20 protein-coding genes are annotated in these 21,466 nt (G+C 66.8%); 10 read left to right on the plus strand and 10 right to left on the minus strand.

The window, feature by feature from the left end:
- Window position 1: 1 nt before the first annotated feature.
- From GTP41_RS09745 to GTP41_RS09760, 4 genes are read left to right on the plus strand one after another with little or no spacing between them, the layout of a single operon-like run.
- Complete coding sequence (locus tag GTP41_RS09745) at window positions 2–1,015, plus strand: glycosyltransferase family 2 protein (RefSeq protein ID WP_161025390.1); 1,014 nt, start codon at window positions 2–4, stop codon at window positions 1,013–1,015.
- Window positions 1,008–1,385 carry a GtrA family protein gene (locus tag GTP41_RS09750; protein WP_161025391.1) on the plus strand — a complete coding sequence of 126 codons (378 nt, stop codon included), beginning with the start codon at window positions 1,008–1,010 and terminating at the stop codon, window positions 1,383–1,385. The genes GTP41_RS09745 and GTP41_RS09750 overlap by 8 nt, the downstream gene beginning before the upstream one ends.
- Entirely contained in the window at window positions 1,382–3,493 is a 2,112-nt protein-coding gene (locus GTP41_RS09755; protein WP_161025392.1) for an ArnT family glycosyltransferase, read from the plus strand. Before GTP41_RS09750 ends, GTP41_RS09755 begins: the two co-directional genes overlap by 4 nt.
- A gap of 6 nt (window positions 3,494–3,499) precedes the next feature.
- A complete protein-coding gene (locus tag GTP41_RS09760) occupies window positions 3,500–3,910 on the plus strand; it encodes a GtrA family protein (protein ID WP_161025393.1) in 411 nt (136 codons plus the stop codon).
- Here the strand turns inward: GTP41_RS09760 and GTP41_RS09765 are convergent.
- The 4 genes from GTP41_RS09765 to GTP41_RS09780 all read right to left on the minus strand — a co-directional run bounded on the left by GTP41_RS09765 (window position 3,879) and on the right by GTP41_RS09780 (window position 9,055).
- The gene (locus GTP41_RS09765; protein WP_161025394.1) at window positions 3,879–5,510 is read right to left on the minus strand and encodes a glycosyltransferase 87 family protein; all 1,632 of its coding nucleotides are present in this window, start codon (window positions 5,508–5,510) and stop codon (window positions 3,879–3,881) included. The two genes, GTP41_RS09760 and GTP41_RS09765, sit on opposite strands and share 32 nt — an antisense overlap.
- 3 nt (window positions 5,511–5,513) lie before the next feature.
- Window positions 5,514–6,449, minus strand: coding sequence for a glycosyltransferase family 2 protein (locus GTP41_RS09770; protein ID WP_161025395.1), 936 nt, complete (start codon window positions 6,447–6,449; stop codon window positions 5,514–5,516).
- 42 nt (window positions 6,450–6,491) lie between these two features.
- Complete coding sequence (locus GTP41_RS09775) at window positions 6,492–7,346, minus strand: class I SAM-dependent methyltransferase (RefSeq protein ID WP_161025396.1); 855 nt, start codon at window positions 7,344–7,346, stop codon at window positions 6,492–6,494.
- Window positions 7,347–7,615: 269 nt separating this feature from the next.
- Window positions 7,616–9,055: a DEAD/DEAH box helicase gene (locus GTP41_RS09780; RefSeq protein ID WP_161025397.1), complete on the minus strand. Its 1,440-nt coding sequence runs from the start codon at window positions 9,053–9,055 to the stop codon at window positions 7,616–7,618.
- Between the two features lie 121 nt (window positions 9,056–9,176).
- Between GTP41_RS09780 and GTP41_RS09785 the strand changes: the two genes are divergently transcribed.
- From GTP41_RS09785 to GTP41_RS09805, 5 genes are all read left to right on the plus strand, one after another.
- Window positions 9,177–12,272, plus strand: coding sequence for a diguanylate cyclase (locus GTP41_RS09785; RefSeq protein WP_161025398.1), 3,096 nt, complete (start codon window positions 9,177–9,179; stop codon window positions 12,270–12,272).
- Window positions 12,272–12,445 carry an oxidoreductase-like domain-containing protein gene (locus GTP41_RS09790; protein ID WP_161025399.1) on the plus strand — a complete coding sequence of 58 codons (174 nt, stop codon included), beginning with the start codon at window positions 12,272–12,274 and terminating at the stop codon, window positions 12,443–12,445. The genes GTP41_RS09785 and GTP41_RS09790 overlap by 1 nt, the downstream gene beginning before the upstream one ends.
- A 75-nt stretch (window positions 12,446–12,520) precedes the next feature.
- A complete protein-coding gene (locus GTP41_RS09795) occupies window positions 12,521–13,792 on the plus strand; it encodes an NRAMP family divalent metal transporter (protein WP_161025400.1) in 1,272 nt (423 codons plus the stop codon).
- A gap of 5 nt (window positions 13,793–13,797) precedes the next feature.
- Window positions 13,798–14,124, plus strand: coding sequence for a hypothetical protein (locus tag GTP41_RS09800; RefSeq protein ID WP_161025401.1), 327 nt, complete (start codon window positions 13,798–13,800; stop codon window positions 14,122–14,124).
- Window positions 14,125–14,127: 3 nt separating this feature from the next.
- Window positions 14,128–14,901, plus strand: coding sequence for a substrate-binding periplasmic protein (locus GTP41_RS09805; protein ID WP_161025402.1), 774 nt, complete (start codon window positions 14,128–14,130; stop codon window positions 14,899–14,901).
- On the opposite strand, the gene GTP41_RS09810 is transcribed toward GTP41_RS09805, so the two are convergent.
- From GTP41_RS09810 to GTP41_RS09820, 3 genes are read right to left on the minus strand one after another with little or no spacing between them, the layout of a single operon-like run.
- Window positions 14,898–15,764 carry an alpha/beta hydrolase gene (locus GTP41_RS09810; protein WP_161025403.1) on the minus strand — a complete coding sequence of 289 codons (867 nt, stop codon included), beginning with the start codon at window positions 15,762–15,764 and terminating at the stop codon, window positions 14,898–14,900. The two genes, GTP41_RS09805 and GTP41_RS09810, sit on opposite strands and share 4 nt — an antisense overlap.
- 32 nt (window positions 15,765–15,796) lie before the next feature.
- On the minus strand, window positions 15,797–16,696 hold the full coding sequence (lpxO, locus tag GTP41_RS09815) for a lipid A hydroxylase LpxO (protein ID WP_161025404.1): 900 nt from the start codon (window positions 16,694–16,696) through the stop codon (window positions 15,797–15,799).
- A gap of 39 nt (window positions 16,697–16,735) precedes the next feature.
- Window positions 16,736–17,734, minus strand: a complete 999-nt coding sequence (locus GTP41_RS09820; RefSeq protein WP_161025405.1) for an alpha/beta fold hydrolase — start codon at window positions 17,732–17,734, stop codon at window positions 16,736–16,738.
- A 117-nt stretch (window positions 17,735–17,851) separates the two neighbouring features.
- Here GTP41_RS09820 and GTP41_RS09825 point away from each other — a divergent pair, with 117 nt between their 5' ends.
- Window positions 17,852–18,664, plus strand: coding sequence for a helix-turn-helix domain-containing protein (locus tag GTP41_RS09825; protein ID WP_161025406.1), 813 nt, complete (start codon window positions 17,852–17,854; stop codon window positions 18,662–18,664).
- Window positions 18,665–18,769: 105 nt separating this feature from the next.
- On the opposite strand, the gene GTP41_RS09830 is transcribed toward GTP41_RS09825, so the two are convergent.
- From GTP41_RS09830 to GTP41_RS09840, 3 genes are all read right to left on the minus strand, one after another.
- Entirely contained in the window at window positions 18,770–18,976 is a 207-nt protein-coding gene (locus tag GTP41_RS09830) for a type II toxin-antitoxin system MqsA family antitoxin (RefSeq protein ID WP_161025407.1), read from the minus strand.
- A gap of 176 nt (window positions 18,977–19,152) precedes the next feature.
- Window positions 19,153–20,031 carry an SMP-30/gluconolactonase/LRE family protein gene (locus tag GTP41_RS09835; protein ID WP_161025408.1) on the minus strand — a complete coding sequence of 293 codons (879 nt, stop codon included), beginning with the start codon at window positions 20,029–20,031 and terminating at the stop codon, window positions 19,153–19,155.
- Window positions 20,031–21,440 carry an MFS transporter gene (locus GTP41_RS09840; RefSeq protein WP_161025409.1) on the minus strand — a complete coding sequence of 470 codons (1,410 nt, stop codon included), beginning with the start codon at window positions 21,438–21,440 and terminating at the stop codon, window positions 20,031–20,033. Before GTP41_RS09840 ends, GTP41_RS09835 begins: the two co-directional genes overlap by 1 nt.
- Window positions 21,441–21,466 lie beyond the last annotated feature (26 nt).

Here is a 21,466-nt window from a genome sequence, read left to right on the forward strand (position 1 = left end):
TATGAACCAGCCGAACCAACTGACCATCCCAGCCGCACCGCGTGTGGCGGTGGTGCTGCCGTGCTATAAGGTCACGCGCCATATCCTGGGCGTGATCGCCTCCATCGGACCGGAGGTCAGTGCCATCTTCGCGGTGGACGACTGCTGCCCGGACGGCTCGGGCAAGCTGGTGCAGGCGCAATGCCAGGACCCGCGCGTGACGGTGGTGTTCCACAGCGAGAACCAGGGCGTGGGCGGGGCCGTGATGAGCGGCTACCGCGCCGCCATCGAGGCCGGCTGCGACATCATCGTCAAGGTGGACGGGGACGGCCAGATGGACCCGGCCCTGCTGCCCGACTTCATCGCGCCCATCGTGTCCGGCGAAGCCGACTACACCAAGGGCAACCGCTTCTTCGACCTGGAGCAGATCGGCCAGATGCCGCCCATGCGCCTGTTCGGCAACGCCATGCTGTCGCTGCTGACCAAGCTGTCGTCCGGCTACTGGAACCTGTTCGACCCGACCAACGGCTACACCGCGATCCACGCCGACGCCGCGCGCCACCTGCCCTTCCACAAGATCAGCAAGCGCTATTTCTTCGAGACCGACATGCTGTTCCGCCTGAACACCCTGCACGCGGTGGTGGTGGACGTGCCGATGGACGCCAGCTATGGCGACGAAGTGAGCAACCTGAAGATCTCGAAAATCGTCACCGAATTCGCCTTCAAGCACCTGCGCAACTTCGGCAAGCGCGTGTTCTACAACTACTACCTGCGCAATATGTCGCTGGCCTCGATCCAGGCGCCACTCGGCTTGCTGCTCTTCCTGTTCGGCAGCATCTACGGCGGCTGGCACTGGTACCACTCGGCCAGCATGGGCCAGGCCACCCCGGCCGGCACCGTCATGCTGTCGGCCCTGCCGATCCTGATGGGCATGCAGCTGCTGCTGGCCTTCCTGGCGCAGGACATCGCCTCGGTGCCGCGCCGCCCGATCCACAAGAACCAGCGCGCGCGCCGCCGCGAGGTGCGCCATGCGTGAGCTGATGCAACGCCAGCGCCAGCTGGCCACCTACCTGGCAGGCGGCGTGCTGAGCGCCGCCATTGACATCGGCCTGATGCAAGGCGCGCTGTGGATGGACGTGCCCTTGGTGGCTGCCGTCTCGGCCGGCTTCCTGGCCGGCCTGCTGTTCAACTTCCTGTTCCACGCCCACATCACCTTCCAGCAAACCCCGAGCGGCGCCGCGCTGGCGCGCTACCTGACGGTAGTGGCCTTTAACTACCTGCTCACGCTGGCCTGCGTCGCGCTATCGGTGCAGCTGGCCGGCATGGCCCTGCCGGGCAAGCTGGTCTCGCTGGTGCTGGTGGCCGGCATCGGCTTCACCCTGGGCAAACGATGGGTGTTCAATTGAAGCGCCTGCACGCGGCCCTGCCGCGCCTCTCCCTGCCCCGCTTCTCGCTGACCGCCAGCGCCTGGAGCGTATTGGCCCTGGCCCTGGTGTACATGGTGCTGCGCAACGGTGGCGTCTATCCCAACATCATGGGCGACGAATGGACCTATAGCAGCGCCGCGCGCCTGGAGTCCCTGCGCGACGCCATCATCCCCAACTACCTGTATTACAGCGTGTACGGCCTGACCAGCCAGTGCGGCGCCGGCGCGCTGGATTGCGCGCGCCTGCTCAACGTGCTGTTCTACCTGGGCGCCGCCCCCTTCCTCTACATGCTGGCGCGCCTGGTGGTGCCGCGCTCCGTGGCCTGCGCCGTGGCCCTGCTGGCCGTGCTGCGCCCCGCCAACGCCTATACCGCCTTCTACATGCCCGAAGCCATGTACTACTGCGGCTTCTGGCTGTTCACCTGGTGCTGCTTCCGCTTCCAGCAACGGCCCGACTGGCGCCGCCTGCTGGCCAGCGCCACGGTGCTGGCCCTGCTGGCACTGGTCAAAGTGCACGCGCTGTTCCTGCTGCCGCCGTGGATGGTGTTTATCGCCTACGTGGCGTGGGATGGCGCGCGCAGCGCCGGCGTGCCGGCAGCCGGCCGCGCGCGCCACTGGCTGGCGCAAGCGGCCCTGTGGCTGGCCGGCGCCCTGGCGCTGGCGGCCTGCGTGCGCTTTGCCCTGGGCTACCTGTTCGGCGGCAAAACCGGCCTGCACCTGCTGGGCGTCATGTACAGCAACCAGGCCGGCATCCCGCGCACCCTGCTCGACATGCTGCCCGACATCATCCTCAGCCTGAAAGGCCACCTGGCCGGCCTGCTGTTGATGTTCGCCCTGCCGCTTGCCATCGTGCCGCTGACGCTCAGCCGCGCGCTGCGCGGGCCGGAACACGCCGCCTTGCGCGCCATGGCGGTGTACACCGTGCTGTCCTTCGGCGCCCTGCTGGCGGTGACCACGGTGTTCTCCGCCAAGGTGGCCGGCCCCGGCGTCGCGATCGAGAGCATTGCGCGCCTGCACATGCGCTATTACGACTTCCTGGTGCCGCTGCTGTTCCTGCTGGTGGCAGCGCACGCGGCAGCCTGGCGCCACGAGCCGGGCCGCGTCGCGCGCCTGCTGTGCGCCCTGCCAGCCGGCGCCGCCGCCCTGTGGGCCCTGCTGCGCTGTCTGCCCACGTTCACGCCCAACCACATCGACAGCCCCGAACTGTTCGGCATGCTGCTGAACCCACTGCATGGCCAGCTGCTGACGGCACTGGGACTGGCCTGCCTGGCCGTGTGGGTGGTACGCCGCCGCACCGGCGCGCGCCTGTTCATCTTCGCCTACCTGCCGCTGTTCGCCATCCTCTCCGGCAGCGCCGTCAACACCGAAGTGCGCAAGCAACAGCACGCCGACCTGTTTATCCGCGCCGGCATGTTCGCGCGCGACTACCTGCACCGCGAGGAAACCAATCGCCTGACCCTGATCGGCAAGAGCGCGGGCGAATTGTTCAAAACCCGCTTCATGATCGACAACCCCGCCGTCAAGCTGCTGGTACTGCCGCCCGACAGCGAACTGCCGCTGGCGGAGCTGGGCAAGCCAGGCGACTTCGTCATGCTGATTGGCCGCTACCGCGCGCCGCAAGGGCTGGAAGTGCTGCTCAAGCGGCGCGATTTTGACATGCTGCGCATCCCCGACCCGGAGCAGGATGGACGCGTGCAATTCGGCCGCCCCGAATACGAATGGGGCCTGGCCCACACGCAGGGCCTATCCGGCCATGAGCCGTGGGGCCGCTGGTCCGAAGGCAAGGAAGTGACGCTGGAGTTCCAGGAACTGCCATCCGGGCCATTCACCCTGCAGCTCGACGCCGCCGCCTTCGGCCCGAATGTCGGCAAAGCCTTCACCGTGCGCCTGGGTGAACAGGAACGCCAGCTCGTGCTGCCCGCCGAGCACGCTGTGCTGGAACTGAAGTTCGACGCCGCCGGCGCCGCCCGCAAGCTGGTGATCAGCGTGCCACAGCCATCCTCCCCGCGCGAACAAGGCATGGGCGAGGACGGCCGCATGCTCGGCATCGCCCTGTACAGCATGCACGTGCTGCCGGCCAAGCCCTGAGCCGCCATGCTGTCCACATTGCGCGCGCTCGCCGACCGCTACCGCCAGGTAGTGGCCTTTATCTTTGTCGGGGGGATTGCCACGGTGCTGCACTCGGGCACCGTGGTGGTACTGGTGGAAGCCGCGCTCACCACGCCGGTGCCCGCGCATATCGCCGGCTTCTTCCTGGCGAATGTGTTTTCCTATTTCGCCAACAGCAAGCTGACGTTCAAGCAGTCGCCAAGCTGGCAGCGCTACCGCAAATTCCTCGCGGTCTCGCTAGTGAGCCTGGGGCTCACCATCAGCCTGTCCGCCCTGGCCGAAGCCATGGGCTGGCATTACCTGGTGGGACTGGCGATGGTGCTGGCCTCCGGCCCCGCACTCAGCTTCGTCCTGCACAAGACGGTTACTTTCCGTCGCCCGCCGCCGCTGGCGTAATGAACTCCAGCGCGCACAGCGTGTAATCGTTCGGGCTGGTGCCGATCATCGCCGCATACCGGCGGCAGCTGCCCGGCACCGCCTGCAAACCATAGGGCTGCAAACGCGGCTGCGCGGCCGCCAGGTCCGGCACCGGGCCCGGCCCCATCATCAGGTAGCGCTGCGGACGCGCACGCAGCGTCTGCAAGGCGCGCTCCACATAGCCCGGCGATTCCGGGAAACCGTTGGACAGCGACAGGAACACCACTTCTTTCGGGAAGAACGGCACCAGCCAGCCCTGCGGCGGATCAGACTTGATCGCCACCACCGCCGTTGCAGCCGGTGCATCCAGCTGCGGCAGATCCACCGCGAACGGCTCCCAGGCGCGGCCGGCACGCCCCCAGTCCCCGCACGAGAACAAGGACAAGCCGCCAAGCAGCACGCAAGCCAGCGCAAGGCGACGTCCGCGCTCGCCCGGCACCAGGGCCGTCAGCAAGAGCCAGCACAGCAAAGGCGCCAGCAACTCCTGCGGCACCAGGTAGCGGTAAATGCTGAACAGGTTCAGCCACAACAGGTACGCCACGCCGGCAAAGGCCAGCAAGAACGCCGTGCCCCGCTGCGCGGCCAGCGGCCCCGGTTGGCGGCGCAGCAGCGCGCGCAGCGCCAGCGCCAGCACCGCAGCGCCCAGTACATAAATCACAGGCCACAGCAGATGACGGAACGGCAGCTCGCTGATGCGGCGCGGATCCATCATGCAAATGAAAGGCCACAGCACACGCTCCAGCACAGTCTTGGGCAGCCAGCCCGTATCGCCGATGCCGACCGGCGGCGCCAACGCGCTGCCGAAGATATTATTAAATTGCGGGAAGAGCGGATTGCCGAACGCCTGCCACAAGCGCCAATACCAGTGGCCCGCCGCCAGCGCGATCCCCGCCAGCACCGCCCAGCCATACAACCAGGCCGCGCGCACGCGCAGCCACGGCCGGCCCGGCAGCACCAGCAGTGCCAGGCACAGCGCCAGCGCATAGGTCGCATTGGTCAGCTTCAAGCCCGCGCCTATGCCGAGCAACAGGCCCGCGCCCAGCAGATTGCGCCCGGGCGGCACACGCCACACCGCGCGCGCCCGATCCTGCGCCCCGCGCACCACCAGCAGCAAGCCGCCCAGTACGAACAGCGCCGAAGTATTGTCGCCCATGGTGCTGCCGAACTGCGACAGGAACGCCGGGCCAAGGCAACCCAGCGCCGCCAACAGCAGCGACAGGCCCCACGCCGGCGCACCGTTACGGCGCGGCAGCAGCGCCACGGCCAAGCAGGCCAGCAGCACGAAGTTCAAGCCCTGCAGCAGGCCCATCGCCAGGCTGGTGAGCGGCGCCGGCAAGTGCATCACCAGGCCGTAATACAGCAGGTCCATGGTCGGGTTGAAATAACCCTGCCACTGGCCCGCGCCCAGGTCCAGGCCCACCTTTCCGTTCAAGAGCGAGAAAGGGCCGTACAAATGGTAATTGTGCAGGTCCCAGTTATTGTCCTGGCCCATGCGGATCGAAAAAAAGCCCGCAACCAGCACGCCCAAAAGCAAGGCACGGCGCCAGCCTGCGCGATCCAACCTTCGCAGCGCGATCATCGCTTAACGGCGCGGGGCCGGCACGGCCAGGTAAGCAAAGCGCTTCTGCTCAATGCGGCCCTTGGTCACCGTATCCAGGATCAAACCGCAGGACAGCAGCACCACGCCCAGCAGCACCAGGCCGGTGCACAGCACGGCGGTCGGCAAGCGCGGCACCAGGCCCGTCTCCAGGAAGGTCGACAGCAAAGGCACCGCCAGCACCAGCGCCGCCACCAGGCTCGCCAGCGCGCCGGCGCCGAAGAACTGCAAGGGACGCTCGTTCTTGTACAACTTAATGATCATCCACAGGATGCGAATGCCATCGCGATAGGTATTCAGCTTGCTGAACGAACCCTCGGGACGCGACTTGTACACGGTAGGCACCTCCGCCACCGGCATGCGCAGCTCCAGCGCATGCACGGTCAGCTCGGTTTCCGTCTCAAATCCCGCCGCGTGCGCCGCGAAAGACTTGGCGTAACGGCGCGAGAAAACGCGATAACCGGACAGCATATCGGTAAAGGTATTGCCGAATACGGTCGCCACGCAGCCCGTCAGCAGGCGGTTGCCGAAACGGTGGCCGAAGCGATACGCCTCGCGCTCCTCCGTCACGCGCGTACCCACCACCATATCCAGGCCCTCATCCAGCAGCTTCGCCGCCAGTTGCGGCGCCACGCTCGCATCGTAGGTGTCATCGCCGTCGACCATGATGTAGATATCGGCATCGATATCGGCAAACATGCGGCGGATCACATTGCCCTTGCCCTGATGGTTCACACGGCGCACGATAGCGCCGGCCTGCAGCGCCACTTCGACCGTGCGGTCCTTGGAGTTGTTATCAAAGACGTAGACCTTAGCCTGCGGCAGGCAAGCGTTAAAGTCACGGACGATATTAGCGACGGTCAGTTCTTCGTTATAGCAAGGAAGCAGGATCGCGATGGTTTGGTCGGCAAGCTGGGACACAGAATATGAAAGGCAAGTTAGCAAATGGGCAGGATTCTACCATCAGCGCTTGCTGAAAATGCAGACCATGATATCGCTCGGGAAAAGGCGCGCCAGCGGCAGCACGCCGGCGCGTATCAGGACATACTGCAGCGCCGCCGACACGCGATTGACCTGGCCCACCATGGTCAAGCGCTGCCACAGGCCATCCGCGCTGACCACCTGCAGCTCGCTCTGGTGGCGCAAGGAAAAGCCCTCGCCCTGCACCAGCTGCGCCAGGTTATCCGGCGTGAAGTAATGCACATGCGGCGAAGGCATGCCGACCTGCCACAGGCGGTCGAAAGGACCGCGCAGGCCAAGGCGCGCCATCAGTTTCGAGAGACGATAGAACAGGCCCTGGCTGCTGGGGAGGTTCAGCACCAGGGTGCCGCCCGGCGGCAAACGCGCATGGCAATCGCGCAGCGCAGCGCGGATGTCGGGGATATGCTCGATGACATCGTTAAAGACGATGACATCAAAACGCTCCCCCGCGTCCAGCACCTGCGGGAAAAAGCCCACGCGCACGGGCAGGCCGCGCGCCAAGCTATGCTGCGCCACGCCTTCATCGGGCTCGATGCCGCAGGCCTCGAACTGCTCCGCCGCCGCCTCCAGGAACCAGCCGTGGGCGCTGCCGACATCCAGCAACATACGCGCCCCGGGCGCCGCATGCTCGCGCGCCAGGGCGACGATCTTGCGGAAGTTCTGCTGCCGCAGCGCCCGCAGCGCCAGCTCGCGCGCATTCTCATCGACCACGTCGTGGACGGCCGCATCATTGATGGCGATGGCCAGCGACGCGCTCTCATAAGCGCAACGGCGGCAAGTACGATGCCAGGCCGACAGCCCAGCGCTGAGAGGAAAGTTGCATACTGTACAAGTCATCGACCGACAATAGCATAGTTCAGTAATTAAAAGCTCACAAATAGTCACAGCAAAAACCGGTACAAACCGGTTCCAGGTCTGTCATTCGGACAGCTAGACCAGTTCTTTGATCTACCTCAATACGCAAAATGAGTCTTTTTTCGGTATTGAAATAGATCAAACATTGTGCGTGCGTGTCCGAATGACAGACCTGGCACCGGTTTTTGGTTTTCGATTCCAGAAAGAAAAAAAGCCCGCTGGGGGCGGGCGTTGGGCTTCTGGCTGGGGGCTTAGCCCTTCGGCAGGCCGCCGAGCAGGGCGGCGATTTTCTGCTTGGGCTTGGCCGGAGTGGCGGCGCTGGCGGTGGCCGGGGTGGCGTTGCTGCGGGTCGGTTCGTAGGGCTTGAGGAACCATGGGTCGACTTTTTCGCGGCGCGGGCCGGCGCTGCCGGACGGGCGGGCGCTGCTGCGCTCGAAGGCTGGGCGCTCGCCGGCGCTGCGGTCGGCGGCGGTGCGGTCGCGGCGGCGTTCGCCGTGCCGTTCGTCGCTGCGGAAGCCGCCGGGGACGAAGCCTTCCAGGGTGCCGCGCGGGACGGTCTGCTTGATCAGCTTTTCAATGTCGGCCAGCAGGCGTTCGTCTTTGTCGGAGTAGATCGAGATCGCGTCGCCGGAGGCGCCGGCACGGCCGGTGCGGCCAATGCGGTGCACGTAGTCTTCGGCGTTGTATGGCAGGTCGAAGTTGATCACGCAGGGCAGGTCGGAAATGTCCAGCCCGCGCGCGGCGACGTCGGTGGCGACCAGCACGTCGATCTCGCCTTTCTTGAACGAGTCCAGCGCTTGCATGCGTTCCTGCTGGGTCTTGTCGCCGTGGATGGCGGCGGCTTTCATGCCTTCCGTCACCAGGCCGCGCGCCAGACGGGAGGCGCCGATCTTGGTGTTGGAGAACACGATCACCTGCTTCATCTCGCGCTGGCGCAAAATATGGGCGACGGCGTCGCGCTTGTGGTCTTCGTTGACCTTGTACACCACCTGGCTCACTTTTTCGGCGGTGGCGTTGGAGCGCGCCACTTCAATCGTGATCGGGTCGGTCAGGAAGCTGGAGGCCAGCTTCTTGATCTCGGGCGAGAAGGTGGCCGAGAACATCAGGTTCTGGCGCTTCTTCGGCAGCAGATTGATGATGCGCTGCAGGTCGGGCAGGAAGCCCATGTCGAGCATGCGGTCGGCTTCGTCCATGACCAGCATCTGCACCTGGCCCAGCGAAATATTCTTTTGCTCGACGTGGTCGAGCAGGCGGCCCGGGGTGGCGATGACAATCTCCACGCCGCTGCGCAGGGCGGCGGTCTGGGGCTTCATGTCCATGCCGCCGAACACGACGGTCGAGCGCAGCGGGGTGTGCTTGCAGTAGGCGGCCACGTTCTCGGCCACCTGCACCGCCAGTTCGCGGGTCGGCGCCAGCACCAGGGCGCGCACCGGGTGGCGCGCCGGGCTCATCGACGCGCTCGCGTGCGCCAGCAGCAGCTGGATGATCGGCAGCGAGAAACTGGCCGTCTTGCCGGTGCCGGTCTGGGCGGCGCCCATCACGTCGCGGCCCTGCAGCAGGATCGGGATCGCCTTCGCCTGGATCGGCGTTGGGTGCACATAACCCTGGTCAGTCAGGGCGCGCAGGATTTCCGGCGCCAGGCCGAAATCGGCGAAACGTACTTGCTCAGGTGTGTTCTCAATGTCAGACATACAATTCTTTATTTAACGGCGCAGCCAACCTCGCATGATACCCGATATCGGCTGGAAAGCGCTTGGAATGGGGTTTGGCGGGAATAAATTATTGCCGAGCTGGAAGCTATAATGTAACTAAATGAATGCTACCAACGCCCGCGGCTGGCACTTAGGCCGCATTCTTTGCGCGCTGCTCCTGCTGGCAGCCGGCCTGCTGGCGGCCGCGCCCGCCCCTGCGGCCGGCGAGGCGGCCCCGCCTTCCCTGCGCTTCCGCAAGCTCGGCCCGCTCGGCAATGAAGAACCCTCCATGTTGTCGCTGTTACAAGACCGGCGCGGCTTTATGTGGATCGGCACCCAGTCCAACGGGCTGTATCGCTACGATGGCTACCGGGCCGCCAAGTACCGCAGCAAGGCGGGCGAGCCGCGCAGCCTGCCGCACGACCGGGTGGCGGCGCTGTATGAAGATAGCCAGGGCCGCCTGTGGGCCGGCACGCAGGATGGGCTGGCGCGCTTCAATCCGGACAGCAACGATTTCACCACCTTCGTGCCGCCCAAGGCGCCGCACAACGGGCGCATCATCAAGGCCATTGTGTCCGACGGCAAAAGCGGCATGTGGCTGGCGACCTGGGGCGGCCTGCAGCATTTCGAGCCGGCCAGCGGCAAATTCACCCTGCACGTGCACGACCCGGCGCGCCCGGCCAGCCTGGCGGGCAACGACCTGAACGCGCTGGCGGTCGATGCCAAAGGCGGCGTGTGGGCGGCCACCTGGCCGGGCGGGCTGGATTACCTGGCGCCGGGCGCGCAGGACTTCGAGCACCGCCGGGTGGACAAGGGCAGCGACCCGAACGCGCGCGCGAATATCGTGCGCGCCCTGCACCTGGACCGCCAGGGCATGCTGTGGATCGGCACCGAGAGCGGGGTGCTGCGCTGGGATAGCAGCACGCCCTGGGACAGCCGCCAGCAGATGCCGGCGCCGGACAGCCGCGTCACCAGCTTCTACCGCGACAGCGAGAACACGCTGTGGGCCACCACCTTGTCGGCCGGCCTGCTGCGCTGGAACGCGGCCGCCGCGCGTTTCGACCGCTACAGCCACAATAGCGACGATCCGCATTCGCTGCCGGGCGACAACCTGCGCGCCATGGTGCAGGACCGCGGCGGCATGCTGTGGCTGGCCTCGTACACCGACGGCATCGCTCTGGTCAACCTGAGCAGCGCCGGCTTCACGCGCCACCTGCCCTACCGCCTGGACGGCAGCCAGGGCCGCGTCAACAACGCGCTGCTGAGCCTGGCACGGGGGCCGCACGGCACGCTGTGGGTGGGCGGCAGCCTGGGCATCGGCCAGTTCGACCCGGCGCGCGGCGCCGTACTGCGCCAGTACCAGGCCGACGGCCGGCCCGGCGCGCTCAGCAACAACATCATCTACAGCCTGTGGCAGGAGGACGGCGGGCCGCTCTGGGTCGGCACGGCCAACGGCCTGAACCGGCTGGACCCGGCCAGCGGCAAGTTCCGCCACATCCGCTTCGGCAACACGGCCAGCGATTTCATCAACTCCATTGCGCCCGGCAGGGGTGGCGTGCTGTGGCTCGGCACCGGCAATAGCGTGGTGCGCTACGACAAGCTGCGCCAGCGCTCCACCCTGTTCTTGCACGACCCGCACGATGCCCACAGCCGCAGCGTGGGCGGCACCAGCGTGGTGCTGGAGGACCGCAAGGGCCGGGTGTGGATGGGCTCGGAATTCAACGGCGGCGGGCTCGACCTGCTGGACCCGGCCAGCGGCAAGTTCCGCCACTTCCGCGCCGGCGGTCCCGAGGGCATGCTCGACGATAACGTCAGCGCCCTGCATGAGGACGCCAGCGGCGTGCTGTGGGTGGGCAGCGCGCGCGGCCTGATGCAGCTGGAAGAGCTGGCCGACGGCAGCCTGCGCCTGCGCTCGCACGCCGCCGCCGTGCAGCACCAGAAGACGCTCGCGATCCAGAGCGACGCCCGAGGCAAGGTCTGGGTCAGCACCCTGGCCGGCCTGTTCCGCCTGAATCCGGCCAACGGCTCGGCCCAGCTGTTCACCGTGGCCGACGGCATGACGGACGGCTACACCAGCAATGCCTCGGCCCCCGGCGCGCACGGCCAGCTCTACTTTGGCGGCGTGCACGGCATGACCGGGGTGCAGCCGGAGCAGGTGCGCAGCGCCTCGGTGCCGCCGCAGGTGGCGCTGACCGACATCAAGCTGTTCAACCACTCGCTGAGCGAAGGCCGCTTCCGCGACCAGGCCCGGCTGGAAGGGCCGCTGACCGCGCCCAGCGGCCTGGTGCTGTCCTCGCAAGCGACCGCCTTCACGATTGAATTTGCCGCCCTGCACTTCACCGCGCCGGCGCAGAACCGCTACGCCTACCAGCTGGAAGGCTTCGACCCCGACTGGCAGGAAACCGACGCCGAGCGGCGCGTGGCCACCTACACCAACCTCGATCCGGGCAGCTACGTGTTCCGCGTGCGCGCCGCCAACCACCACGGCATCTGGAGCCCCGACGCCGCCACCTTGCAGGTGACGATCACGCCGCCGTTCTGGCAAACCACCTGGTTCCGCCTGGCCGCCGCCGCCGTGGTGCTGGGCGCGCTGTGGAGCCTGTACCACTGGCGCATCCGCCGCCTGACGCGCCAGCGCGCCGAGCTGGAGCAGCTGGTCACGGCCCGCACCGCCCAGCTGGAAGAATCCAATCGCAAGCTCGAAGCGCTCAGCATGACCGACGGCCTGACCGGCGTCAGCAACCGGCGCGGCTTCGACCTGGCGCTGCAGGCGGAATGGCGGCGCGCGGCGCGCACCGGCCAGCCTCTGGCGCTGTCTATGCTCGATGTCGACTACTTCAAGAAATACAACGACCGCTACGGCCACCTGGCCGGCGACGCCACCCTGCGCGCCGTGGCCGGGCTGATCACCGAGCACGGCCGGCGCAGCTCCGACCTGGTGGCGCGCTACGGCGGCGAAGAGTTCGCCCTGCTGTCGGTCGCCAGCGCCGGCGCCGACGCCATTGGCGTAGCGCAAGTGATCTGCCAGGAACTGGCGCGGCTGCAACTGCCGCACGAGGCCTCGCCCTTCGGCCATGTCACGATTTCGATCGGCGTCGCCGTCCTCATCCCCACCGAGCACAGCCGCCCGGAGCAACTGGTGCGCCTGGCGGACGAAGCCCTGTACCGCGCCAAGCAACGCGGCCGCAACCAGGCCCTGCTGGCCATCGACGAATAATGAACACCGAACAGCCCGACCCCAAGCCCCAGCCACCGGCAGCGCCCGGCCCCGACGACTGCTGCCACAGCGGCTGCACCTGGTGCGTGCTCGACCTCTACTACGACGACCTCGAACGTTACCGCACCGCCCTCGCCGCCTGGGAGGCAAGGCAAAATCGGGGTCAGGTCTGACAATCGGACAAATGGTGCCCAAGGGCACCATTTGTCCGATTGTCAGACCTGACCCCGAACTGCTAGCATCTGGCCATGGAACCGCATTCTCAATCCTGGCTGGGGCAGCTGGGCCCGGGCCTGGTGGCGGGGGCGGCGGATGATGATCCCAGCGGCATCGCGACCTATTCGCAGGCGGGCGCGCAGTTCGGCTTCGGCATGCTGTGGCTGCTGCTCTTCACGTATCCGCTCATGGTGGGCATCCAGGAAACCAGCGCGCGTATCGGGCGCACCAGCGGGCGCGGGCTGGCGGCCAATATCCGCTTGTATTTCCCGCCCTGGCTCTTGTATGGGGTGGTGTCCCTGCTGCTCTTTGCCAACACCCTGAATATCGCGGCGGACCTGGCGGCCATGGGCGATGCCTTGCGCCTGGTGGCGGGCGGCCAGGCGCAGTGGTACGCCCTGGGCTTCGGCGTGCTGTCGCTGCTGCTGCAATTGTTCATCCCCTACCAGCGCTATGCGCACTTGCTGAAGTGGCTGACCCTGGCGCTGCTGGCCTATGCGGCCACGGTGCTGGTGATCGAGGTGCCGTGGCGCGAGGTGGCGCTGCGCACCGTCTCGCCGCAACTGAGCTGGGATAACTTGAACAAGGCTTACCTGACCACCATGGTGGCGGTGTTCGGCACCACCATCAGCCCTTACCTGTTCTTCTGGCAGGCCTCGCAGGAGGTGGAGGAGCTGCGTGCCGACCCGGATGCGGAGCCCTTGAAGCGGGCGCCGCGCCAGGTGCGCCCGCAACTGCGCCGCATCAAGCTCGATACCGCCGTCGGCATGGGCTTTTCCAACGCGGTGGCCTGGTCGATCATGCTGACCACGGCGGTCACCTTGCACGCGCACGGCATCTTTGCGGTGGAGTCGTCGGCGCAGGCGGCGGCTGCGCTGCGGCCGATCGCGGGGGAGCTGGCGTTTGCGTTGTTCGGGCTGGGCATCATCGGCACCGGACTGCTGGCGATTCCGGTGCTGGCCGGTTCCGCCGCCTACGCCATGGCGGGGGCGTTCAACTGGCGCAGCAGCCTGGAATTGCAACCGCGGGCGGCGCGCAAGTTCTACGGGATTCTCGCGGCGGCGACGCTGGCGGGCGTGGGCATCGGCTTCCTGCCGCTCGATCCGATGCGGGCGCTGTACTGGAGCGCGGTGGTCAACGGCGTGGTGGCGGTGCCGGTGATGGTGGTGACCATGCTGCTCGCCACCCGGCGCGGGGTGATGGGGGCGGTGCCTTTGTCGCGCCGCCTGCGGCTGCTGGGCTGGACCTGCACCCTGGTGATGGCGCTGGCGGTGCTGGCCATGTTCGCCAGCATGGTAAGCTAGCGCGCATGGACAAACGACACTTCCTGCTGGCCCTTGCCGCCTTCATTTCCCTGCCGGCCCTGGCCGATCCCGAGCCGCGCCCTTTTCCCGCCAACGCCAAACGCGGCAAGATGACGGCGGGCTATGCGCCGGACATTTACATCGACGGCAAACTGCGCCAGCTGTCGCCGGCGGCGCGCATCGTGAGCGAGGAAAACATGACGCTGACGCCTGCCTCGTTGCGCGATAAGGATGTGGTCGTCAACTATACGGAAGACATGAACGGTTTCATCGACCGCATCTGGATCCTGACGCGCGAAGAAACGCGCCAGCGCGCTCCGGGCGCGCGTTGACCAATGCCGCGCCGCGCCCTCCTCTTGATGCTGTGCGGCGCCCTGGCCGGGGCGCCGGCCGCTGCCAGCACCGTCGTCAAGGCCTATAACAGCTACGGCGGCGCGCCTTACGTGGAGGGCAAGCGCGGCCTGGCGCCGGACCTGATCGCCTATGTCAACCGCAAGCTGGAGGGCCGCTACCGCCTGCAGCTGGTGAACCTGACGCGGCGCGACCTGAACCAGCTTATGGAGGCGCCATCCGGCTTTGTCGGCGTGGCGCTGTTCCTGGCGCCGATCTTCATCGGCGACGTGCCGCAAAAGCGCTTTCATTGGAGCCCGCCCTTCCTCGACGACAGCAACGCCATCATCTCGCGCCTGGAGAACCCGGTGCGCTACGACGGCCCGGCGTCGCTGGTGGGACTGCGCTTCGCGGGCATCTACGGCAACCGCTACACGGGCATCGACGAATACGTGGGCAAGGGTATCCCGCGCAGCAATGCTTACGATGCGATGAGCAACCTGCGCCGCCTGGCGCGCGGCGAGGCCGATTTCACCGTGATGCCGCTCAGCTCTTTCCGCTACCTGCGGCGCCAGATGGACCGCGAGAAGCTGCCGGTGGGGCAGCTGCATGTGGGCGATAAGCCGTTCAACCAGTTCGGGCGCCACTTCGTGCTGGCGCCCGGCAATAGCGAGCTGGCGCAGGAGCTGGACCGCATCGCGGCGGCCATGCCCTGCGACCGCGAGTGGCGCCGCATCGCACAGCACTATCACTTTCCCTTGGCGAACGGCTGCCGCTAGCGCAGGCTGTCCAGGAAGCTTTGCACGGCGCTGGTATACGCCGGGTCGGCGCCCAGCTGCAGGTTGATCTCGCGGTGGCTCTTGTCTTGTTCCAGCACTTCGGCGCGCACGCTGCTGGCCTGTGCGCGGCGCGCGAAGTCGTGCGCCTGGCGGCAGGCGCGGTCGCGCTGCGTGGAGCACACCAGCAGCAGCGGTTGCGCGCCGGGGCGCAGCGCGTGCAGCGGCGAGACCTTGCGCCAGAAGGCGGGGTCGCTGCCAAAGGCTTCGTCGTACAGGCGCATATGGCGTTGCTGCATGATGTCCGGCACGTCCAGTGCGCCGCTATCGAGGGATACCGTGCCGAGCCAGCTGCTGCCTGGGGCCAGCGTGGGGTCGGTCGCCAGCAGGGCCACCAGGTGGGCGCCGGCCGAATGCCCCATCAGCACAAAGCGGCGCGGGTCCGCGCCCCATTCGCGCGCCCGGGCCTGGGCGCTGGACAGCGCCAGCGCCACGTCTTGCGCCTGCTGCCAGGGATCGGCGTCGGGCAGCATGCGGTAATTGATCGAGATGAAGACGTAGTCGCGCGCGGTGAAATACGGCGCCTTGTTCTGCACCACGGCCGATTCGGCCTTGCCGCCGGTGCGCCAGCCGCCGCCATGCACCATGAAGATGACGGGGGCCGCGCTCGCGCCTTGCGCTGGAAGGTAGACGTCGAAGCGCTGGCGCGGGTCGCTGCCGTAGGGGATGTCGCGCTGTACCGCCGCCTCGCTGGCGGCGCGCGCCGCGCGGCGTTCCAGCAGCTTGTCGCGCAGGGGGCCGGCGTGGGAAAGGATGGTGGCGGCGGCCAGCACAATGGCCACGGCGCCGCGCAGGATTCGCTGCATGCTGCCTCCTTGTAGCGAGGCAGCGCGCTGCCTCAGATGTAGTAGATTGCTGCTGCGAGGCCGATGATAAGGCCAAACTTGGTGATTTTGTATACCGTCTTGTTCCATGCCTTGAACGCGCGGCGGTATTTGCCGGCGTAGAAGGACACGCGGAACAGTTTCGACACCAGGCCGACCTGGTCGCCCTGCTCGTTGGGCGAGGCGGCGGCGGTCATCATGGTGCGGCCGAGGAAGCGGTTGATCGCCTGCGCCCAGCGGTAGCGCATCGGGCGTTCCACGTCGCAGAACAGGATGATGCGGTCGCTCTCGCTGCCGTTGATGGCCCAGTGGATGTAGGTTTCGTCGAAGATCACGCCCTGGCCGTCGCGCCAGGAGTGGCGCTCGCCGTCGACGTCGATAAAGCAGCGGTCATCGTTCGGCGTGGCCAGGCCCAGGTGGTAGCGCAGGGAGCCGGCGAACGGGTCGCGGTGCGGATTGAGCTTGCCGCCCGGCGGCAGCTCGGCAAACATGGCGGCCTTCACCGATGGGATGCCGGCCAGCAGCGCGTAGGTTTGCGGGCACAGTTCCTGGGCCGATGGGTGGCTGGCGTTGTACCACTTCAGGTAAAAACGCTTCCAGCCGTTCTTGAAGAAGGAGTTGAAGCCGGCGTCGTCGTTCTTTTCGGAGGCCTTGATCTTTTGCAGGCGCAGCAGGTTCTCGGCTTCGGCGCGGATCACCTGCCAGTTGTCCTGCAGCGGCTGCAGTTCCTTGAAGGTGTCAACCGGCAGGTAGGGCGTGGACGGCACGCGCGAGAACCAGTGCATGAAGATGTTGATCGGGGCCATGAACGACGAGTGGTCGAACAGCTGGCGCCCGAACGGCAGGCGTACCTTGCCACGGAAGTGGATGTGCAAGACGGACAATATGTAGAAACCGACAACAGCCCATTTCATCGCAAAACCTCAATCTAGAACCAAACCGGGCATTTTACCCTAGGCCGCAGTACGCCACAGGGCGAGCGCCTCCCGTGCCAGCAGCTCGGGGCGCTCCTCGGGCCAGAACAACTTGCTGCCGGCGATGCGGCGCACGCCTTGGCTGTTGCCGAAGGCTTGCTCCAGGTAGTCGGCGCCGCGCGGCAGGAAGATTTCGTCAGCCATGCCCCACAGCACGCGCACCGGCGCCTTGCTGGCCCGCAGGGCGGGCTGGATGCCTTGCAGGACGTTGCGTTCCAGCGCGGTAATGTAGCCGTGCAGGCGCTCGGGGTGCTCGACCAGGGGGCGCAGGTAGGTTTCGAACACTGCGTCGGCCAAGGCGGCTGGCTGGGCATAGCACAAGCCGCCCAGGCCTTGCTGGGAGCGCGCCTTGTCTTTGTCGGCCAGCCAGGGTTCGAGCCATTCTTGGGCGAAGCGGCCTTGCTTGGCCAGGTCGATCACCGGCAGCATGGCGGGCGGCGGGCAGTCGATTTCGGTGTCGCAGTTGGCCAGCAGCAGGCTGCGTACGCGCTCCGGGTAGCGCACCAGGAAGAGTTGCGCGACGGCGCCGCCGCTGTCGCTGGCAATAATGTCAACTTTGTCTACGCCGAGCTGGTCCAGCAGTGCGGCCAGCATGGCGGCCTGGCTGTCGGGATCAAGCTTGGCGCCTGGCGCCGGCTCGCTGTGGCCCAGGCCGAGGAAATCGGGCGCGATGCAGCGGCGCTGCGGGGCCAGGCGCGCCACCGCGCCGCGCCATTGGAAGCTGTTCAAAGGCAGGCCATGCAGGAACAGGGCGGCTTGCGGGCCGCGGCCGCGCTCCACCACGGCGATGCGGCCAAAGCGGGTGGGCACCAGGCGGCGCGCCGCGCGCCAGACCCGCGCATCGCGCACCGCCGCCGCGCGCGCCTCGGCCTCCGCCCGCGTCAGCCCAGGTGTCGCGTGGGCGATGTGCGCGACAGCCGCGCCGGCGGTCAGGGTGGCGGAAGTCAGGGCGAATTTCAGGAAGTCACGGCGCATCATGGCAAATCTCCTTGAAGATAGTTGTTCGATGGAGGGCATGATGGGCGCCCCGTCAGCGTAAATCCATTACCTCCGAGGTCATGGAAGCACCGCGCAAAAACTTGCTACTATCGCCACATGAACGCACACGCCCCCATCGCCCACGTCGGCGCCCTGCTGCGAGAATGGCGCTCCGCCCGCCGCCTGAGCCAGATGGACCTGGCGCTCGATGCCGGCGTCTCGACCCGCCATTTGAGCTTTATCGAAACCGGCAAGGCCCAGCCCAGCCGCGACATCCTGGCGCGCATTGCCGACACGCTGGAGATGACCCTGCGCGAGCGCAACGCCCTGCTGGTGGCCGCCGGCTACGCCCCGCGCTACACCGAATCGGCCCTGGCCAATCCGGACCTGGCGCCGATGCGGCGCGCGATCGAGGCCATGCTGAAGCAGCAGGAGCCCTACCCCGCCTTCCTGATGAACCGCCACTGGGATATCGTCATGGCCAACGAGGCCGCCGTGCGCATGAACCGCTGGCTGCTGGGGGGACGCGACAGCCCGCACCGCAATATGCTGCACCACGCGTTCGACCCGCAGGACGTGCGCGGCACGCTGGTGAACTGGGAGGAAGTCGGCAGCCACCTGCTGGCCCACCTGCACAAGCTGGTGGCCACCACGCCCAATGACGACAAGGCGCGCGCGCTGCTGGACGCGGTGCTGTCCTATCCCGGCGTGCCGCAGCAATGGCGCCAGCGCGACCTGCGCGCCGTGCCGACGCCGACCCTGGAAACCGTGTTTGAAAGGGATGGCCGGCGCGTGGCCTTCTTCTCCACCGTCACCACCTTCGGCACCCCGCGCGACGTGACGCTGGAGGAATTGCACATCGAATCCTGCTTCCCGTCCGACGAAGCCAGCGCCGCCTTCTGCCGCGCACTGGCGGAAGGTCAGCCATGAACGAGTATATTTTCCTGATGTTCGGGAAGGTAACCCAGCCTACGAGGCCGGGGCAACAGTGGAAGTGCGCGAGCTGCCACGCACGTAACGCCGCAAGCAACGCCGCTAGGCGCGGGCGTCGACCTGCACCTGGAAGGCGCGCATCGCGGTGCCGACGCGCAGCGATTCCGCGTCGGCCATGACCATCTCGCCGCAGCCATCGCAAAAATCGCCCTCCACGTGCGGAATCACGGTGGATTCGCCCTTGTACTCAAAAGGGATATCGCGCACCGCGTGCTTCATCGCAGGCTGGTCGCAAAAGGGACAGATCATCTTTAGGCTCCGTGAAACTACTGCACGGACTCTATCAGATCGAAACTGCCCGGTAAACCAGCTTCCCGCTATGCCAGTCGGGGTTCGAAGCCCAGCTTGAGCTCCCGCATTGCAGAACCAATACGATCGGCCTCGCCATCAAATGTACAGCGCGGCGAATCCGCCACATGCGCCGCTCAGGCGGCGAACGGGACGTCCGCCACACCTTGCACGCCGGGACGCAGCAGCACAACGCTGCCCGGCCAGCCGTCGCTGACGGTGCCGTGGTCGATGGAGGTGACCAGCACGGTATCGAGCTCAGGCCCGCCGAAGCTGCACATGGACGGCTTGGCGAACGGCAGCGCGATCTCGCGGTCCAGCACGCCGGCCGGGGTGTAGCGCTGCAGCCGGCCGCCGTCGTTGGCGCAGCTCCAGTAGCAGCCGTCGGCATCGACCGCCGCACCGTCCGGGCGGCCCTGCTGGGCGCCCAGGTCGAGGAAGATGCGCTTGTTGTGCGGCGTGCCGCTCGCGATGTCGTAATCGAAGGCCCACACCATGCGCCGCTGCGGGTGCGAATCGGACAGGTACATCACCTCGCCGCGCGGCGAGAAGGCGGTGCCGTTCTGCGTCAGCATGCCGGACACGAATGGCGCCGACAGCCCGTCTTGCGCGGTGTAGCGGTACAAGTTGCCGACCGCGCGCGCCGCCGCCATGTCCATGAACATGGTGCCAGCCCAGAAGCGGCCCTGCCGGTCGCAGCGCCCGTCGTTGAAGCGCATGCCCTCGAACAGCTCGGACGATGGCGGCGCAGCCAGGCGCTCGCCCGCCACGCTGCCGTCCTCGCCCAGCGTCAGGTGGAAGATGCCGCTCTCCATGCCGGCGATCAAACCGCCGCGCGCGGCGGGCGACACGCAGGCCGCCATCTCCTGCGTTTGCCAGGAACGCGTGGCGCCGCTGGCGTAATCCAGGCGCCAGATGCGGCGCGCCGGGATATCGACCCAGTACCACGCGCCTTCCGCCGCATGCCAGGTGGGGCTTTCACCCACCATGCAATGAACTCCGCTGACTTTTTCCATTACAGGTCCGTGATTTCCTTATGCGCCGGCACCAGCGCCTTCATGATGCACCAGGCCAGCAGGTAGGCCAGCGCGCAGAAGGTGAACATGATCATGTAGCCGGTCTGGATCTGGCCCAGCGCGTTGTAATGGTCGAACAGCTTGCCCGCCACCTTGGTGATCAACACGCCGCCCAGGCCGCCCGCCATGCCGCCGATGCCGACCACGGAGCCGACGCTATGCTTCGGGAACATGTCGGACACGGTGGTGAACAGGTTGGCCGACCAGGCCTGGTGCGCCGAGGCGCCAATGCCGATCAGGAGCACCGGCACCCACACGCCCAGGTAGCCGAAAGGCTGCGCCAGCAGCACCGCCAGCGGGAAGAAGGCGATGGTCAGCATGGCGCGCATGCGGCCGTGGTAGACGCTGGCGCCGCGATTGATGAAGTAAGCCGGGAACCAGCCGCCGCCGATGGAGCCGACCATGGTCATGGAATACAGCACCGCCAGCGGGACCACCATCTCGGTGGTGGTCATGCCGTATTGCGCCGACATGAATTTGGGCAGCCAGAACAGGAAGAACCACCACACGCCGTCGGTCAGGAATTTGCCGGCCGTGAAGGCCCAGGTCTGGCGGTAGGCCAGCAGCTTGAACCAGGACGCCTTGCGCGGGGCCTCCGTTGCAGCGGCCGGAGCGGCGGCATCGGCCGCGTCGCTGTTGATGTAGTCCAGTTCCGCGCGCGACAGGCGCTTCTGGCGCGCCGGGGTTTCGTAGAAATACAGCCAGAAGCCCATCCACACAAAACCGACCGCGCCGATGATGATGAAGGCCGCCTGCCAGCCCCACAGCTCCGCGATCAGCGGCACCGTGATCGGCGCCAGGATCGCGCCGATATTGGCGCCGGAGTTGAAGATGCCGGTGGCGAAGGAGCGCTCCTTCTTCGGGAAGTATTCGGCGGTGGCCTTGATGGCGGCCGGGAAGTTGCCCGCCTCGCCCAGCGCCAGCACCGCGCGCCCGACCATGAAGCCGGCCACCGAAATCGGCACCGCGGCCAGGCCGACGCTGACAAACAGGTTGCTGACCGCCGTGCCGATCGCCACCGAGTAGGCGTGCAGGATGGCGCCGAACGACCACACCACAATGGCCAGCACAAAGGCGCGGCGCGTGCCCATCTTGTCGATCACGCGGCCCGCGAACAGCATCGAGATCGCGTACACGAACTGGAACACGGCGGCGATGTTGGCGTAGTCGTTGTTCGACCAGCCGAATTCTTTGGACAGCGCGGGCGCCAGCAGCGACAGCACCTGGCGGTCCAGGTAGTTGATGGTGGTGGCAAAGAACAGCAGGCCACAGATGGTCCAGCGGTATTTGCCGATGGCGGCAGCCGGCGCGTCGGCCAGGCCGACGGCTTGCGGGTTGTGCTGATTCATAGTTTTAATATCAGTCAAAGCGGCCG

Source organism: Pseudoduganella guangdongensis (assembly GCF_009857475.1).
GTDB lineage: Bacteria > Pseudomonadota > Gammaproteobacteria > Burkholderiales > Burkholderiaceae_D > Rugamonas > Rugamonas guangdongensis.

Excerpts from the sequence above, each read along its gene's own strand:
- GTP41_RS09745 (WP_161025390.1), top strand. The coding sequence starts at position 2 with ATGAACCAGCCGAACCAACTGACCATCCCAGCCGCACCGCGTGTGGCG.
- GTP41_RS09750 (WP_161025391.1), top strand. The coding sequence starts at position 1,008 with ATGCGTGAGCTGATGCAACGCCAGCGCCAGCTGGCCACCTACCTGGCA.
- GTP41_RS09760 (WP_161025393.1), top strand. The coding sequence starts at position 3,500 with ATGCTGTCCACATTGCGCGCGCTCGCCGACCGCTACCGCCAGGTAGTG.
- GTP41_RS09765 (WP_161025394.1), bottom strand. The coding sequence starts at position 5,510 with ATGATCGCGCTGCGAAGGTTGGATCGCGCAGGCTGGCGCCGTGCCTTG.
- GTP41_RS09775 (WP_161025396.1), bottom strand. The coding sequence starts at position 7,346 with ATGACTTGTACAGTATGCAACTTTCCTCTCAGCGCTGGGCTGTCGGCC.
- GTP41_RS09780 (WP_161025397.1), bottom strand. The coding sequence starts at position 9,055 with ATGTCTGACATTGAGAACACACCTGAGCAAGTACGTTTCGCCGATTTC.
- GTP41_RS09785 (WP_161025398.1), top strand. The coding sequence starts at position 9,177 with ATGAATGCTACCAACGCCCGCGGCTGGCACTTAGGCCGCATTCTTTGC.
- GTP41_RS09790 (WP_161025399.1), top strand. The coding sequence starts at position 12,272 with ATGAACACCGAACAGCCCGACCCCAAGCCCCAGCCACCGGCAGCGCCC.
- GTP41_RS09795 (WP_161025400.1), top strand. The coding sequence starts at position 12,521 with ATGGAACCGCATTCTCAATCCTGGCTGGGGCAGCTGGGCCCGGGCCTG.
- GTP41_RS09800 (WP_161025401.1), top strand. The coding sequence starts at position 13,798 with ATGGACAAACGACACTTCCTGCTGGCCCTTGCCGCCTTCATTTCCCTG.
- GTP41_RS09805 (WP_161025402.1), top strand. The coding sequence starts at position 14,128 with ATGCCGCGCCGCGCCCTCCTCTTGATGCTGTGCGGCGCCCTGGCCGGG.
- GTP41_RS09810 (WP_161025403.1), bottom strand. The coding sequence starts at position 15,764 with ATGCAGCGAATCCTGCGCGGCGCCGTGGCCATTGTGCTGGCCGCCGCC.
- lpxO (WP_161025404.1), bottom strand. The coding sequence starts at position 16,696 with ATGAAATGGGCTGTTGTCGGTTTCTACATATTGTCCGTCTTGCACATC.
- GTP41_RS09820 (WP_161025405.1), bottom strand. The coding sequence starts at position 17,734 with ATGATGCGCCGTGACTTCCTGAAATTCGCCCTGACTTCCGCCACCCTG.
- GTP41_RS09825 (WP_161025406.1), top strand. The coding sequence starts at position 17,852 with ATGAACGCACACGCCCCCATCGCCCACGTCGGCGCCCTGCTGCGAGAA.
- GTP41_RS09830 (WP_161025407.1), bottom strand. The coding sequence starts at position 18,976 with ATGATCTGTCCCTTTTGCGACCAGCCTGCGATGAAGCACGCGGTGCGC.
- GTP41_RS09835 (WP_161025408.1), bottom strand. The coding sequence starts at position 20,031 with ATGGAAAAAGTCAGCGGAGTTCATTGCATGGTGGGTGAAAGCCCCACC.
- GTP41_RS09840 (WP_161025409.1), bottom strand. The coding sequence starts at position 21,440 with ATGAATCAGCACAACCCGCAAGCCGTCGGCCTGGCCGACGCGCCGGCT.